Genomic DNA, 15841 nt, shown 5'->3' on the forward strand with positions numbered 1-15841 from the left:
ATATACTTTTTTAGAAATCTAACTTCTTTTTACGTAGTTCAAAGTTTTGCCCCAAGTAAACTTTACGTACCATTTCATCTGCAGCTAATTCTTCTGGCTCACCAGATTTTAATATACCGCCTTCGAACATTAAATAAGAACGTTCTGTAATAGCAAGCGTTTCCTGCACGTTGTGGTCCGTGATAAGTATACCAATGTTTTTATCCTTTAATTGCGCTACAATACGCTGTATGTCTTCTACGGCAACAGGATCTACACCGGCGAAAGGTTCATCCAATAAAATAAATTTAGGATCGGTAGCCAAGGCACGCGCAATTTCTGTTCTTCTTCGTTCACCACCAGATAATAAATCACCACGGCTCTTACGAATATGACCAAGACCAAATTCCTCAATAAGAGACTCCATTTTCATGTGTTGCTCTTTTTTGCTCAACTTGGTCAATTGAAGTACACTTAAAATGTTCTTTTCAATACTTAGCTTTCTAAAGACGGAAGCCTCTTGTGCTAAATATCCAATACCATTCTGGGCTCTTTTGTACATGGGAAATTTTGTGATCTCCATGTCATCTAAATAGATGCTGCCGCCATTAGGTTTGATTAGCCCAACAATCATATAAAAGGAAGTTGTTTTACCAGCACCATTTGGTCCTAATAATCCAACGATTTCTCCTTGATTTACTTCCAAGGAAATTCCTTTAACCACCCTACGACCTCTGTAGGACTTCATTATATTGTCGGCACGTAACTTCATGTTTTCAAATCTATTGGTTATTGGTCTGTTAGAAAAGTAATTAGGGATTTTTTAACCTTGTTGGTTTTCTAATTCTTCCCAATACTCATATGCTCTTCTTAAATGTGGAATAACAATAGTACCGCCTACCAATGTAGCAATACTTAAAGTTTCCATGACCTCTTCTTTAGAAACACCCTCATTATAAGAACTTTCTAAATGATATTTTACGCAATCGTCGCAACGAAGAACTGCAGATGCTACAAGACCTAATAACTCTTTTGTCTTTACATCTAAAGCGCCCGCAGCAAAAGCGTTGGTGTCTAGGTTAAATATGCGTTTTACAATCTTATTATTATCGGCCAACAACTTATCGTTCATCTTAGAACGGTAAGCATTAAATTCTTCAATTTGGTTTGACATTTCTATTTTTCTTTTTTTCTTTTTCAGCTTTTTTTCTTTCCTTTCTTAGTACCATCGCAGAAATAAAAATACTTACCTGGTATAAAATTATAACTGGTATAGCAACTATAATTTGACTTGTAACATCTGGAGGAGTAATTACCGCAGAGAGTATTAAAACAACTACCAAAGCAATTTTTCGGTACTTTTTCATTAATTCTGGAGTAACCAAACCTACTTTGGTTAAAAAGAAAATAATAATAGGTAGCTCAAATAAAATACCACAAGCAAGAACCGATATTTTTAGTGTACCTATATAAGAATCAAGGTCGAATTCGTTTAAAACCGAATCACTGACAACATAAGATCCTAAGAAGTTAATAGAAAGTGGTGCTACAATATAGTATCCAAATAAAACACCAATAAAAAATAAGATAGAAGCAATAAGTATAAACCCTCGGGAATTCTTACGTTCGTTAGCGTGAAGTCCAGGACTTATAAACTTCCACATTTCATATAGAATATAGGGAAACCCTATAATTACACCTGCCCAAATTGAGGTCCAGATATGGGCCGAGAATTGTCCACCCATTTCACGACTCTGAATTGTAAAAGGAAATTCATCGGCACAAAAGGAAGAATCTATTACGGTAAATGACTGGATTTTATTTAACCATGTAGCTACATCACAGAAAAAGCGATATGTTGGAAAATCCATGTTTTTAGGTCCGAAAATAATCGTATCAAAAATGAAACCCTTCATTAAAAAGGCAACACTTCCAATGATGACAACAGCCAAAACGGATCTAATTAAATGCCATCTTAATTCTTCTAAATGGTCGAGAAATGACATCTCGTTGTGAGGCGTGGAAGCTTTGGAACTCATTATAAAATACCTTCGTTTATTAAATTATGTAAATGGATAACACCCACATAAGTGTCATTATCCATAGCAAGTAGTTGAGATATGCCCTTTTTTTGCATGTGTTCTAAAGCTTTGATTGCTAGTGTATCAGCAGGTATGGTTTTAGGATTGCTGGTCATAATATCTTCTGCCGTCAAGCCTTTTATGTTGTCGTGCTTGTTTAGCATACGCCTAATATCGCCATCAGTAACGATACCTACAACTTTTTCGCCATCTAGTACTGCTGTAACCCCTAACATTTTTTTAGAGATTTCTACAATTACTTTTTTGACTTCCTCGTCTTTTTGAACTTTAGGTACTTGATTTTTACTTACTAAATCAGCAACTCTTAAATACAGTCTTTTTCCCAAAGAACCGCCAGGGTGATATTTTGCAAAATCAGAACTACTAAATCCTTTTATTTCTAAGAGAACAATTGCTAGTGCATCTCCCATTACCAACTGTGCAGTGGTACTGGTAGTAGGTGCTAAACCATTGGGGCAAGCTTCTTTTTCAACATGAGTGTTCAAAATATAATCTGCTTGCTTTGCCAAAAAAGAATCGGTATTACCCGTCATGGCAATTAATTTATTCGTGCCTCTTTTTATAAGTGGCACCAACATTTTAATTTCCGGTGTATTACCACTATTAGAAATACATATCACCACATCGTTATCTTGAACTGTACCCAAATCTCCATGAATGGCATCACCAGCGTGCATGAAAATTGCAGGGGTTCCGGTTGAATTAAGGGTAGCAACAATTTTTGTTGCGATAATGGCACTTTTTCCAATACCGGAAATTATAACGCGTCCTTTTGCATCAATAATGCAGTTTACGATACTAGCAAAATCATCAGTTAAAAGAGAGGAAAGTTGTGCTATAGCATCACGCTCAGTTTCAATGGTTTTTTTCGCTAAGTCAATAATGGTGTCCGTTGCAATCAATCTATTATTCAAATTATGGATTGTATTCCTAAAAGAATGTATTATCTTTAAGATGACAAAATTAAACAAACTTAATTTTAAATGCCGATTATAGCATAATAATTTAGTAATGCCAAGCTAGGCAAATTGTAATTTTGTTCGCTTATGAATTTTAAAGTAAGTAGTGTCCCCTTAAATGTAAAATGTGACAGACAGTAAAGAATTTGACAATATCGATTTACATTCCTCTTTAAAAAAATATTTTGGATTTTCTCAGTTTAAAGGACTTCAAGAGGAAGTAATCAAAAATGTTTTACGACAGAATAATACGTTTGTAATAATGCCCACTGGTGGTGGTAAATCTCTTTGCTACCAATTACCGGCTCTTATGCAAGAGGGTACGGCAATAATTGTTTCTCCATTAATTGCCTTAATGAAGAATCAGGTAGATGCCATTCGTGGTATTTCATCTGAAAACGGAATAGCACATGTACTTAATTCCTCCTTGAACAAAGGGGAGATTAAGCAAGTGAAACAAGATATAACTGATGGTGTAACCAAGTTGTTATATGTGGCACCAGAGTCGCTAACCAAAGAAGAGAATGTAGAATTTTTGCGATCAGTAACTGTTTCTTTTGTAGCGGTAGATGAGGCGCATTGTATTTCTGAATGGGGTCATGATTTTAGACCTGAGTATAGAAATTTGAAATCTATAGTGGAGCGTTTGGGTGATAATATTCCAATTATTGGACTTACCGCCACCGCTACACCTAAGGTTCAAGAAGACATTATAAAAAATTTAGGTATTGGTGGTGCAAAGTTGTTTAAAGCTTCTTTTAATAGACCAAACCTATTTTATGAAGTACGAACTAAAACAGAAAATATAGAGGCTGATCTTATTCGTTTTGTAAAACAAAACTCGGGTAAATCAGGAATAATATATTGCCTAAGTCGTAAAAAAGTAGAGGAGTTAGCACAAGTTTTACAAGTAAACGGTGTTAGTGCTGTGCCATATCATGCTGGTTTTGATGCTAAAACAAGGTCTAAATATCAAGATATGTTCTTGATGGAGGATGTTGATGTTGTTGTAGCTACAATTGCTTTTGGTATGGGAATCGATAAGCCAGATGTTCGTTTTGTAATCCATCATGATATTCCTAAGAGTATAGAAAGTTATTACCAAGAAACTGGTAGAGCTGGGCGTGATGGGGGAGAAGGGCACTGCTTGGCATACTATTCTTATAAGGATATTGAGAAATTAGAGAAGTTCATGTCTGGTAAGCCAGTGGCTGAACAAGAAATAGGAAACGCGCTGTTGCAAGAGGTTGTAGCATACGCAGAGACATCAATGTCTAGGCGTAAGTTTATGTTGCATTATTTTGGAGAGGAATTTGACGATGTTAACGGTGATGGTGCCGAAATGGATGATAATACTAGAAACCCAAAAGAGAAAGAAGAAGCAAAAGAAGATGTCATTAAATTACTAAAAGTAGTTAAAGGCACTAGCGAAAAGTTTAAATCTAAAGAAGTTGTAAATGCAATTCGTGGGAAAACGAATGCCATTATTTCATCTCATAAAACCAACGAAAAAGAATTTTTTGGAATAGGGTCGGATAAAGATAAGAGTCATTGGATGGCATTAATACGTCAAACTTTGGTAGCAGGGCTTCTACGAAAAGAGATTGAGCAATACGGTGTTCTTCATTTAACTGAAAAAGGTAATGAATTTTTAGATGCTCCAGTGTCATTTATGATGACTAAGGATCATGTTTATAATGCTGAAAATGATAATGCAATTGTTGGTGCTGCCAAGTCTGGTGGTATTGCTGATGAGAAATTATTAAAGCAATTAAAGGATTTGAGAAAAGCGCAGGCAAAGAAATTAGATGTGCCTCCTTTTGTTGTATTCCAAGATCCTTCTTTAGAAGATATGGCATTGAAATATCCCATAACACACGAAGAATTATTAAATGTACATGGAGTAGGAGAAGGTAAGGCTAAGAAGTATGGTAAGCCCTTCTTGGCATTCATTAATACATATGTTGCAGATAATGAAATAATTAGACCAGATGATTTAGTAGTTAAAAGTACTGGAGCTAATTCTGCACTGAAGCTTTATGTAATACAGAACGTAGATAGAAAATTACCTTTGTCTGATATAGCATCCTCAAAAGGATTGGAAATACCTGATCTTATAAAGGAAATGGAACAAATTGTATACAGTGGTACCAAATTGAATTTGAACTATTGGATTGATGAAATTTTGGATGAAGATCAACAAGAAGAGATTCATGATTATTTCTTAGAAGCAGATAGTGATGATTTAGAAGAAGCTATGGCTGAATTTGATGGTGATTATGAAGAGGAAGAATTACGACTGTATCGACTTAAATTTATTAGCGAGGTAGCTAATTAGGTTCGTAAAATTAAATTCTTCTTATTTACAAGGAAGAAAGTATCATCTAGTATATATAGAAGACAGAATCTTATATATACTAGATTTTTTTTGTCTTATATATGAATGTGTTTATATGAATTGTACATTTTTAAATACAAATATTAACGTTTTTTAGTTTGTAAAACGTTTGTTATCAGTTATTTATACTTTGTTTAACTTATTTAAAAAAGATTTAAACAAAATTTAAGATATTTAATTGTAACTCATCATTACATTTACAGAAATCTAAAAAAAAAGAACTATGAAAATTTTAAAAATTACACTTTTAAGTGCTACTGCTTTATTTGTCTCTAGCATATTTGCTCAATCAAAAACAATTGTAGAGGTGGCTGTGGCAAATGAAAATTTCACAACCTTAGTAACAGCGGTTACTGTAGCCGATTTGGTTGATACTTTAAGTAGTGAGGGACCTTTTACTGTTTTTGCTCCGGTAAATAGTGCATTTGAAGCTTTGCCCGCTGGTACTGTAGAAACCTTGTTAGCGCCTGAAAGTAAAAATGCTTTGAGTGGTTTGTTGACCTATCATGTTGTTGCAGGTAAATACATGGCTGCTGATGTTATTAAAGCGATAAAAGAAAATAAGGGTTCATTTCCAGTTAAAACTGTACAAGGTGGTATGATTACTTTATCATTAAATGGTGATAACGTTATGTTGAAAGATGAAAAAGGAAACATGGCTACAGTTGTCATCGCAGATGTTGCCGCGAGTAATGGTGTTATCCATGCTATAGATACAGTAGTAATGCCTAAATAAATTTGATTTCCCCCTAAAATTAAACCCTATCTATATTATTTAGATGGGGTTTTTGATTCATTATTTTTAAGGCTTTGTTGTGCCGCCCGTGCCAGATTTATCTCTTTTCAATTGCCTTTGAATTTTTTTAATTGCAGATTCAATTGATTTTTCTGGCTCTATAATATTGTATTCTCCCCAGAAATCTGGATCAGCAAAACCAATAGCTTCGTCACTTAAAATGATTGACGCTTTCATTCTGTCTTTAGACCTTGGTATGGTATTTTCTATATTTTTTTCCCAATCTGTAATCGCCATTTCACAACTCATACTATAGACGGAATTAAATAAACGTTTGTCCCAGTTAATTTTAAACTCTAATAATACGTTGCTGTACCCATAGTACCACTTTCCATCTTTTTCTCTATAATCTACTCGATAAGATACTTCTGTAGGCCATACCTCTGCATTCTTTGGTTTTCTACGTACAAACATTTGAGAAGCTAATTTTCTATCTGTGATATTAAGTGAGTAAATAGCACTAGTTAGAATTTTGTTTTCTGCATCTATATATAATTTGCCATTGTATAAAGGGTCAATAATTTCTGGTTTTTGTTTAAAGTCTATTACATATATCAATTGGTCATTTACACGGGTAGAGGTGTCAAACGAAAAATCATAATACCCCAATGTTTCTGGTGTAAAAATATAATTTGGATATTTTACCATATCAACGAATAAAGTGTTGAACGGACCTCCTTGAAGTTTTAGGGCTACAGTGTCTAACTTTGAATAATCTGTGCTCTTACGTGCCTTGTATAGTTCTAATGCATCTGTCTTATTAGAGGAATAAGGGGTTTTATAAATATTTACAACAGCTTCAGAAAGACTAACATTGGTTCTTCTCTTTTTAATGGTCTCCCTATAAAACGCGGTCATTACCGTATTTTCATTTAAATAATTACTGCCTTTTTTATCTAAGGTTTCTCTGACGAGAACCTCCGCATCATTTGGAGCATCTATACTAGCTTCTGATAACGCCATAACAAATTCTTCCATGAAGATCTTATTCTTTTCGTTCTCCAATTCAGAAATAGAAATTTGCTTTGTTTTATAACCCAGAAAGCTGATAGTTAAATTATTGTTGATGTATTCTGTAGGCACTTTCAATGAAAATTGACCTTCTGAATTAGTAATTGTGGTAACATTGGTATTGTCCACGGTTAGTGTTGCAAAGACTAAGGCTTTTTTGCTATTAGAGTCTAATACCTCACCAGTATACTCAGAATAATTAATGGTTTGCGCCATTAATGAAGTGGTTCCTGTGATTATAGAAATAAGAAGAATAAAACCATACTTCAAAGTATGGTTTTTTATGTGGTTTTTTTTCTCTTTTGACATAACGTAGCTTTTTATTTTAAAATAGTGATTTTTAATGAACTAAGCTACATTGTTGAGCTTTAATTATTTGTGTTGCCCATTTAAAAAAAATGAAAGATTATTTGTCTACTATTTTTCACCGTCAAATGTTTTTGATGAGGAACTTACCAGTCTGTTAATTTCAGCTAATTCTTCTTCTGTTAAATCACGGTATTCTCCTACGGGTATATCTAATTGAACATTCATAATTCTAATTCGCTTTAATCTCTTTACCCTATATTCCAAATACTCGCACATACGGCGAATTTGCCTGTTGAGACCCTGAGTTAAAATAATTCTGAATTGGTAAGTACTTACTTCAAAAACCTGACATTCTCTGGTTACGGTATCAAGAATTGGAATGCCTTTGCGCATTCTATTTAAAAAATCAATTGTAATAGGTTTATCAACGGTTACTAAATATTCTTTTTCATGATTGTTACGAGCACGTAAAATTTTATTTACAATGTCACCATCATCAGTAAGAAAAATAAGTCCTTCACTAGGTTTATCTAATCTGCCAATAGGGAAAATACGTTTATGGTAATTTATGAAATCGATAATATTATCTTTTTCAACACCTGTATCTGTTGTACAAACTATGCCTACAGGTTTATTGAAAGCTAAGTAGGTAGACTTTCCTTTTGGTTCTTTTATTAGTTCACCATCAACTTTTACAATATCACCTGCCGTAATCTTAGTGCCCATTTCTGGAACTTCTCCGTTAATAGTAACTCTTCCTTGGTCAATAAGCTTATCTGCAGCCCTACGAGAGCAATAGCCAGCTTCACTTAGGTATTTGTTAATTCTTGTTTTATTGGTGTTGTCTTGCATAGTCAGCTTGCTGTTTCTATTTTTATTTACGGTTTAATTCCTGATGATAGATTTCTCTACCCAATTGTGCCAAAAACGGAATTCCAATTTCTTCATATTCATAGGCATCATCATTAAAGATACCATCTTTGTTTACCAAAATAGTTGTGGTTAAAAGAAACTCTACGTTATTCTCTGTATCCTTTACGTACGCAGAATCAGTAAGGGTGCCGTAGGCAAATCCTACTTTATTGTAAATTTCTAAATGCTCTGGTATATTTTCTTTAGTGTCGCCGTAAAGAAAAAACTTGCAGTAGCTATCATAATATGTTATTGCATCATACCCAGCCTTCTGGGGTACGGTATGCATTGCTTCTAATAGAAAATTCCTTTGTTCAACGCTTATGTGAAAACGTTCTGTTTCCTCAAAATTATTAGGAAATAAAATTCTTTTTAATACATTATGTTGCGATGAAATTGGGTAATAGTTTTTTTGACTAAAATTAAAAGGAACTTCTACTAATTCCTCATTTTCATAATAACCTACTCCCTTTTTTATTTCTAGAAGCTCTAGTTCATCTGGGGTTTTGTTCAATATAAAGGAAGTAATGCCAGTAGTAGAATCATTAATATAAATAATTAAAGGTTTTGTCCTTAAGTCATCTGAACGCTGTCCTAATCTATGTGTAATTCTAACAGGCGATATCCCTTTTTCTCTTAAATTTTGATTGATAGCTTCAAACCCTAAAAATTCGACCAATCTATTGTTGGCTAGATTGTCGCTTACAGCAAATATTTCTGATATATCTTTTGCGAATGTACTTTCAATAGTGTCACCTTCCACATAATACTTCGTTTGTATAGAAAGGCTGTCTATCTTATTTAGTTTTTCTAAAGCCAATACCGCTGTTGGGAATTTTACAGTGCTCGCGGGATAGAAATACATACTATCGTTAACCTGAAAGTCATAGTCGGTAAAAATTACACTATCATTTTTTCTGTCTATTTGAGTGTATTTAATTTGAACTTGATAGTTGTCTATACTATCAACAACCCGTTTAATTTTTGCATTATCTGATGATAAAGCAACTTCAAGAAAATTAAGGTTTTGTTTTTGCTGAGAACATGAAGCTATAGCTATACAACATATGAAAAGTAAAAAAGGCTTCATGTCTATGTATTTTAATTAAGCCACGTAAACTTCACCACGGTGTGGCTTTAATAAATCTCTAACAGATATCATTTCTTTTTCTGCCACGACCATAAACGCAATGCTATACATGTCATTTATTTCTTTAAAACCGGTAATTTTAAGTTCGGTTTTTTCCATGGCTATAAATTCATTGAGGTGTTTAACATGGTGTTCTGCAGTTTTTAATGCTGCAGGACCTCTAAAATCCCAAATTAGTTTTATTTGTCTGTTCAAGAATAAGTGGTGTTTAATTATAAAAAATCAATACACAAATTTACCTAAAAAACCTCAGTTCATACCCTATTTGGAATGAGATTACAATTTTGCAAAAGATCTAGTTTTAGTTCTTTATAAGGTATTTGTTATATCTTGTGTTCCTAAAATTCGTGTTAAGTAAATCAATAAGCATTTGCACACGAATAGGTTATTGCTATTTTTGCTCGATGTTTTTTAAGAAATCTAAATTTATAAACCGCAAGTTTTACCCTTTAGCTAGTCTAGGGTTGTTGACTATTTTGTTTATTTCATGCGATGGTCTTTTTAAAAAAGATGAAGAAAAGAAAGTTATAGCTAGAGTAGGTGAGTCCTTTTTGTATCAAGAAGATTTGGCACCCTTACTTACAGAGAATATGACAAAAGGCGATAGTGCTTCTTTCGCTACCAATTACATTAATAATTGGGCTTCCAAACAATTATTGCTTTCTAAAGCCAAAATCAATTTATCTGAAGAAAAATTAGCGGAGTATAATGCATTGGTAGATGATTATAGAACGGAGTTGTATACCCGTGTTTATAAAGAAGCCTTGGTGACACAAGCTACGGATACTGTAATTACAGATCAGCAGTTGAATGAATTTTACGAGCATGCAAAAGAGAATTTTAAGCTGAAAGAAAGAATCGCTAGAATTAGGTTTGTGGCATTGCCAAAAGGTTTTTTAGATCAAGATGAGGTTGGTAAGCGCTTAAAGAGATTTAAGAAAGATGATGTACGTTACTTAGATTCTATTGGTGTTCAGTTCAATAAATTGAATTTTAATGACTCTATATGGGTGCGTTACAGTAGAATATTCGAAGAAATACCCCCAATTACGGCTGACAATGCCAATAAGTACTTAAAAAACTCACAATTTTTTGAATTAGAGGATTCAATCGGGGTATATTTGGGGAAAATAGAGGAAACAAAGGATGTAAATGATATTGCACCTTTGACTTTTATTAAGCCTACAATAGAACAAGTTTTATTAAGTCGTAGAAAAATGGACTACCTACGCAAATTAGAAACTGAATTATTAGATGAAGCAATCAAGGATAATGAATTTGAAGTTTTCGAAAACAAAAAATAGTATTTATATCGGGGCAGTATTACTGTTCTCAAGTGTAGTAACAGCACAAGATTCTATACCAACTGTAACGGATAATCAAGTAGAACCAATGGAAGCCGTTGCGGAAGCTGCTCCAGTAAAGAAAGACTCTTCAATTAATTTCAAGAGAATAAAATTAGATGGTATCGCTGCAGTAGTTGGGGATTACGTAATCTTAGATTCTGATATTGAAAAAACACTTATTGACCTTAAAAGTCAAGGAGCTTCGACGGAAGATATTACCCATTGTGGACTTTTAGGTAAGTTGATGGAAGATCGTTTGTATGCAAACCAAGCGGTTCAAGATAGTATTTTGGTATCTGACGATGAGGTAAATGCTACTGGTGATCGTCAATTACAGTCTTTAGTTCAGCAAATTGGTTCTATGGACAAAGTCTTGAAATACTATAAAAAGGAAGACGAAGCGAGCTTTAGGGAAGAGTTATATAAGATTAACAAACTGCGTATGCTTTCTGAGCGTATGCAACAAGATATTATTAAAGAGATTGAAATTACACCTGAAGAGGTTCGTCAATTTTTTAATAAAATACCACAAGATGAACGCCCAGTATTTGGTGCAGAATTAGAGATAGCTCAAATTACAAAAGAGCCAGAACCTTCTGAAGAGGAAAAACAAAAAGTTGTAGATAAGCTTAATCAGATAAAAGCTGATGTTGAAGATAATGACGCTAGTTTTAGTGTAAAGGCTATTTTATATTCTCAAGATCCAGGTTCAAAATCTAAAGGAGGGTTTTATAGTATAACTAAAGAGACTGGTTTTGATAAGAAATTTAAAGATGTTGCTTTTAGTTTAAAAGAAGGTGAAGTTTCTGAGCCTTTTGAAACTACTTTTGGGTATCACATTATTTTCATAGAAAAAATTAGAGGTCAAGAATTAGATTTAAGACATATATTAATTCAACCAGAAATATCTCAAAGTGTTTTGGATGCTGCTAAGGCAGAATTGGATACTATTCGTAAGAAAATTATTAATGAGGAATTTACGTTCGCAGAGGCAGCTTTAAATTTTTCTGATGAAAAGGAAACAAAATTCGATGGTGGGCTTTTACGTAATCCTGTGAATTTCGATTCTAAATTCGAATTAACAAAGATGGATCCTACTTTGTACAATCAAGTTCAGAATTTGAAGGATAATGAAATTACATATCCGGTACTTGAACAAGACCAAAGAGGTGGTGCGCCAAAATATAAGATACTTAAGATTACCAATAGGTATGATGAGCATGTAGCTGATTTTTCAAAGGATTATACTAAAATTCAAGAATTGGCCCTTACTGAAAAGAAATACAACGCCATCAAGAAATGGATGGACAAGCATATTAAAGATACCTATATTAGTGTTAATGATGAGAACAAAGATTGTGAGTTCGCTAATAACTGGGTAAAAGAATAAAAAATATGTCAGACGTTGCAGCAATAGAACGCCTAGTAGTAAAACATGCTGAGCTTAAAAAGGAAATAGCCAAAATCATTGTAGGTCAAGATGAGGTTATTGAACAGATTCTGCTTTCTATTTACACAGGGGGACATTCATTGCTGATTGGCGTACCAGGCTTGGCAAAAACCTTAATGGTAAATACTATTGCCCAAGCGTTAGGTCTAGATTTTAAAAGAATACAATTTACTCCAGATTTAATGCCAAGTGATATACTTGGTAGTGAAATTTTAGATCAGAACAGAAATTTTAAATTTCTAAAGGGACCTATATTTTCCAATATTATTTTGGCAGATGAAATTAATAGGACTCCGCCAAAAACGCAGGCCGCATTATTAGAAGCCATGCAAGAGAGAGCTGTTACTATTGCTGGTCACCAACATAAATTAGAATTACCGTATTTTGTTTTAGCAACACAAAACCCAATTGAGCAAGAAGGAACATATCCTTTGCCAGAAGCTCAGTTAGACCGTTTTATGTTTGCAATTGAATTGAAATACCCTACAATTGCAGAAGAAATTCAAGTAGTTAAGAATACTACGGCAAATATCAAGCAGGTTATTAATCCGCTTTTCAATGCCCAAGATATTATTGCTGTTCAAGAATTGGTAAGACGAATTCCTGTTGCCGATAATGTTGTGGAATATGCCGTAAAATTGGTAAATAGTACAAGACCTAATTTAGACTCCGCTTCAGACTACGTAAAACAGTATTTAGATTGGGGAGCGGGACCAAGAGCATCTCAAAACTTAATTTTAAGTGCTAAGGCCAATGCTGCTATACATGGTAAATTTTCTCCGGATATAGAAGATGTACATGCCGTTGTAAAAGGTATTCTTCGTCATCGTATAATTAAAAATTACAAGGCAGAAGCAGAAGGTATCACTGAAGAGGATATCATAGATAAACTGCTTTAATTTTCACTTCTTTTTTTTAGTTTTTTGAGGGCAAATTGTGATAATAGTCACTTTCTGCCAAGTGCTGTTGTATATACTAGCAAGGCATATTTAATAAAAAGCGATTAATCATACTTATTTAATTTTAATTGCGTTATAGATTTTCTTAAATTTACAGAATTGCGCTAACTTAAAATTAGATAAAGAATGGCATTTGATATTGATATGATTAAAGGAGTTTACGCCAATATGGCTAAACGTGTTGACGAGGCTAGGAATATTGTAGGGAAACCACTTACCCTTTCTGAGAAAATTTTGTATTCACACCTTTGGGATGGAACACCATCTAAAGCATTTACAAGAGGAAAAGATTACGTTGATTTTGCTCCGGATCGTATAGCTTGTCAAGATGCAACTGCACAAATGGCCTTATTACAGTTTATGCAAGCTGGTAAGCCAAAAGTAGCAGTGCCAACTACAGTACATTGTGATCACTTGATACAAGCTAAAAGTGGTGCTACTGCCGATTTAAAATCTGCAAACACTACAAGTGCCGAAGTTTTTGATTTCTTAGAATCTGTTTCCAATAAATACGGAATCGGTTTTTGGAAACCAGGAGCAGGTATTATTCACCAAGTTGTATTGGAGAACTATGCTTTTCCTGGAGGAATGATGATCGGTACTGATTCTCACACTGTAAACGCAGGTGGGTTAGGTATGGTTGCTATTGGTGTTGGTGGTGCTGATGCCGTTGATGTTATGGCAGGTATGGCTTGGGAGCTTAAATTTCCAAAATTAATAGGTGTTAAGTTAACTGGAACTATTTCTGGATGGACTGCACCAAAAGATGTTATATTAAAAGTTGCCGAAATTCTTACTGTAAAAGGTGGAACAGGAGCAATCGTTGAATACTTTGGTTCAGGAGCTAAATCTTTATCATGTACTGGTAAAGGAACAATCTGTAACATGGGTGCTGAAATAGGAGCTACAACTTCTACATTTGGTTATGACGAATCTATGGAGCGTTATTTAAGAGCTACCGATAGAGCTGACATTGCTGATGCTGCAAATCAAGTTAAAGAACATTTAACTGCAGATCCTGAAGTATATGCTAACCCAGAACAATATTTCGATGAGGTTATAGAAATTAACTTATCTGAATTAACTCCATTATTAAACGGTCCTTTTACTCCAGATTTATCTACTAAAGTTGGTAGTGATATGACAGAGAAAGCTACTTCTCATGAATGGCCTTTAGCTGTTGAGTGGGGATTGATCGGTTCTTGTACAAACTCTTCTTACGAAGATTTATCTAGAGCTTCATCTATTGCACAACAGGCTATTGATAAAGGAATTAAAATGAAAGCGGAATTAGGAATTAATCCTGGTTCTGAACAAGTACGTTATACTGCAGCTCGTGATGGTATTCTTGGAATATTCGAGAAATTGGATGCTAAGATATTTACTAACGCGTGTGGACCATGTATTGGACAATGGGCTCGTTACAGTGATCCGAAAAATGCACCAAAGAACAGTATAGTTCACTCTTTCAACAGAAACTTTGCTAAGCGTGCAGATGGTAACCCAAATACACATGCTTTTGTTGCATCACCTGAAATTACAGCTGCAATTGCTATATCGGGTAGATTAGATTTTAATCCGATGACGGATAAATTAATCAATGAAAAAGGTGAAGAGGTAATGTTCGATGAGCCAACTGGATGGGAATTACCTCCTAAAGGTTTTGAAGTAGAAGATGCAGGTTATCTTGCTCCTGATGCAGATGGTTCAGGTGTATCGGTAAAAGTTGCTACAGATTCAGAAAGATTACAATTGTTAGAGCCATTTACTCCTATAAAAGATGAGAGTTTAACGGGTGCTAAATTGTTGATTAAAGCATTTGGAAAATGTACAACAGATCATATTTCTATGGCAGGACCATGGTTACGTTTCCGTGGACATTTAGATAATATTTCAAATAACTGTTTAATTGGTGCTGTAAACGCATTTGGTCATAAGACCAATATGGTTAAAAACCAATTAACAGGTGAATTTGGTGGTGTTCCAGATACTGCACGTGCTTATAAAGCTGCAGGTGTAAGAAGCATCGTTGTTGGTGATCATAACTATGGTGAAGGATCTTCAAGAGAACATGCTGCAATGGAGCCTCGTCATTTGGGTGTTGCCGCTGTAATTGTTAAGTCGTTTGCACGTATTCACGAAACTAACCTTAAAAAGCAAGGTATGTTAGGTTTAACTTTCGCAAATGAAAGTGATTATGACCTTATACAAGAAGATGATACATTTAACTTTATTGATATTGCAGAATTTGCACCAGACAAGCAGTTAACCGTTGAGGTTGTTCATGCCGATGGTAGTAAAGATGTAATTAAAGTAAACCATACTTATAATGCCGCTCAAATTGGATGGTATAGAGAAGGTTCTGCTTTAAATGTTATTAAGAGAGAAAATGCTTCTTAATTTCAATAAGTAAAAATTAGTGAGAAAAACTCCTGATATTATTCAGGAGTTTTTTAGTTTTAACCCCTAT

Annotated in this window: 14 protein-coding genes; 6 read left to right on the forward strand and 8 right to left on the reverse strand. The window is 34.2% G+C overall.

Annotated elements, in window-relative coordinates:
- Positions 1-10 precede the first annotated feature (10 nt).
- From lptB to BM296_RS09930, 4 genes are read right to left on the reverse strand one after another with little or no spacing between them, the layout of a single operon-like run.
- Positions 11-751, reverse strand: coding sequence for an LPS export ABC transporter ATP-binding protein (lptB, locus tag BM296_RS09915; protein ID WP_027064458.1), 741 nt, complete (start codon positions 749-751; stop codon positions 11-13).
- A gap of 51 nt (positions 752-802) precedes the next feature.
- Positions 803-1153: a carboxymuconolactone decarboxylase family protein gene (locus BM296_RS09920; protein ID WP_027064459.1), complete on the reverse strand. Its 351-nt coding sequence runs from the start codon at positions 1151-1153 to the stop codon at positions 803-805.
- On the reverse strand, positions 1137-2018 hold the full coding sequence (tatC, locus tag BM296_RS09925; protein ID WP_027064460.1) for a twin-arginine translocase subunit TatC: 882 nt from the start codon (positions 2016-2018) through the stop codon (positions 1137-1139). The genes BM296_RS09920 and tatC overlap by 17 nt, the downstream gene beginning before the upstream one ends.
- Positions 2018-2995 (reverse strand): KpsF/GutQ family sugar-phosphate isomerase, encoded by a 978-nt coding sequence (locus BM296_RS09930; protein WP_027064461.1) that lies wholly within the window; start codon positions 2993-2995, stop codon positions 2018-2020. Before BM296_RS09930 ends, tatC begins: the two co-directional genes overlap by 1 nt.
- A 172-nt stretch (positions 2996-3167) precedes the next feature.
- Between BM296_RS09930 and recQ the strand changes: the two genes are divergently transcribed.
- Positions 3168-5378, forward strand: coding sequence for a DNA helicase RecQ (recQ, locus tag BM296_RS09935; RefSeq protein ID WP_027064462.1), 2211 nt, complete (start codon positions 3168-3170; stop codon positions 5376-5378).
- A gap of 283 nt (positions 5379-5661) precedes the next feature.
- The gene (locus BM296_RS09940) at positions 5662-6174 is read left to right on the forward strand and encodes a fasciclin domain-containing protein (protein WP_091902850.1); all 513 of its coding nucleotides are present in this window, start codon (positions 5662-5664) and stop codon (positions 6172-6174) included.
- Between the two features lie 66 nt (positions 6175-6240).
- Here the strand turns inward: BM296_RS09940 and BM296_RS09945 are convergent, their stop codons facing one another.
- The 4 genes from BM296_RS09945 to BM296_RS09960 form a co-directional block, all read right to left on the reverse strand.
- Entirely contained in the window at positions 6241-7554 is a 1314-nt protein-coding gene (locus tag BM296_RS09945; RefSeq protein ID WP_091902851.1) for a carboxypeptidase-like regulatory domain-containing protein, read from the reverse strand.
- 108 nt (positions 7555-7662) lie between these two features.
- A complete protein-coding gene (gene rluF, locus BM296_RS09950) occupies positions 7663-8406 on the reverse strand; it encodes a 23S rRNA pseudouridine(2604) synthase RluF (RefSeq protein ID WP_091902852.1) in 744 nt (247 codons plus the stop codon).
- A gap of 22 nt (positions 8407-8428) precedes the next feature.
- Positions 8429-9556 (reverse strand): serine hydrolase, encoded by a 1128-nt coding sequence (locus BM296_RS09955; RefSeq protein ID WP_091902853.1) that lies wholly within the window; start codon positions 9554-9556, stop codon positions 8429-8431.
- A 15-nt stretch (positions 9557-9571) separates the two neighbouring features.
- Positions 9572-9811 carry a hypothetical protein gene (locus tag BM296_RS09960; RefSeq protein ID WP_091902854.1) on the reverse strand — a complete coding sequence of 80 codons (240 nt, stop codon included), beginning with the start codon at positions 9809-9811 and terminating at the stop codon, positions 9572-9574.
- Between the two features lie 209 nt (positions 9812-10020).
- Between BM296_RS09960 and BM296_RS09965 the strand changes: the two genes are divergently transcribed.
- The 4 genes from BM296_RS09965 to BM296_RS09980 all read left to right on the forward strand — a co-directional run bounded on the left by BM296_RS09965 (position 10021) and on the right by BM296_RS09980 (position 15771).
- On the forward strand, positions 10021-10920 hold the full coding sequence (locus BM296_RS09965) for a peptidylprolyl isomerase (RefSeq protein ID WP_091902855.1): 900 nt from the start codon (positions 10021-10023) through the stop codon (positions 10918-10920).
- Positions 10889-12352, forward strand: a complete 1464-nt coding sequence (locus BM296_RS09970; protein WP_245786993.1) for a peptidylprolyl isomerase — start codon at positions 10889-10891, stop codon at positions 12350-12352. The genes BM296_RS09965 and BM296_RS09970 overlap by 32 nt, the downstream gene beginning before the upstream one ends.
- A 5-nt stretch (positions 12353-12357) precedes the next feature.
- Entirely contained in the window at positions 12358-13311 is a 954-nt protein-coding gene (locus BM296_RS09975) for an AAA family ATPase (RefSeq protein WP_091902857.1), read from the forward strand.
- 186 nt (positions 13312-13497) lie between these two features.
- Positions 13498-15771, forward strand: coding sequence for an aconitate hydratase (locus BM296_RS09980; RefSeq protein ID WP_091902858.1), 2274 nt, complete (start codon positions 13498-13500; stop codon positions 15769-15771).
- Positions 15772-15841: the final 70 nt, after the last annotated feature.

Source organism: Maribacter stanieri (genome assembly GCF_900112245.1).
Lineage (GTDB): Bacteria > Bacteroidota > Bacteroidia > Flavobacteriales > Flavobacteriaceae > Maribacter > Maribacter stanieri.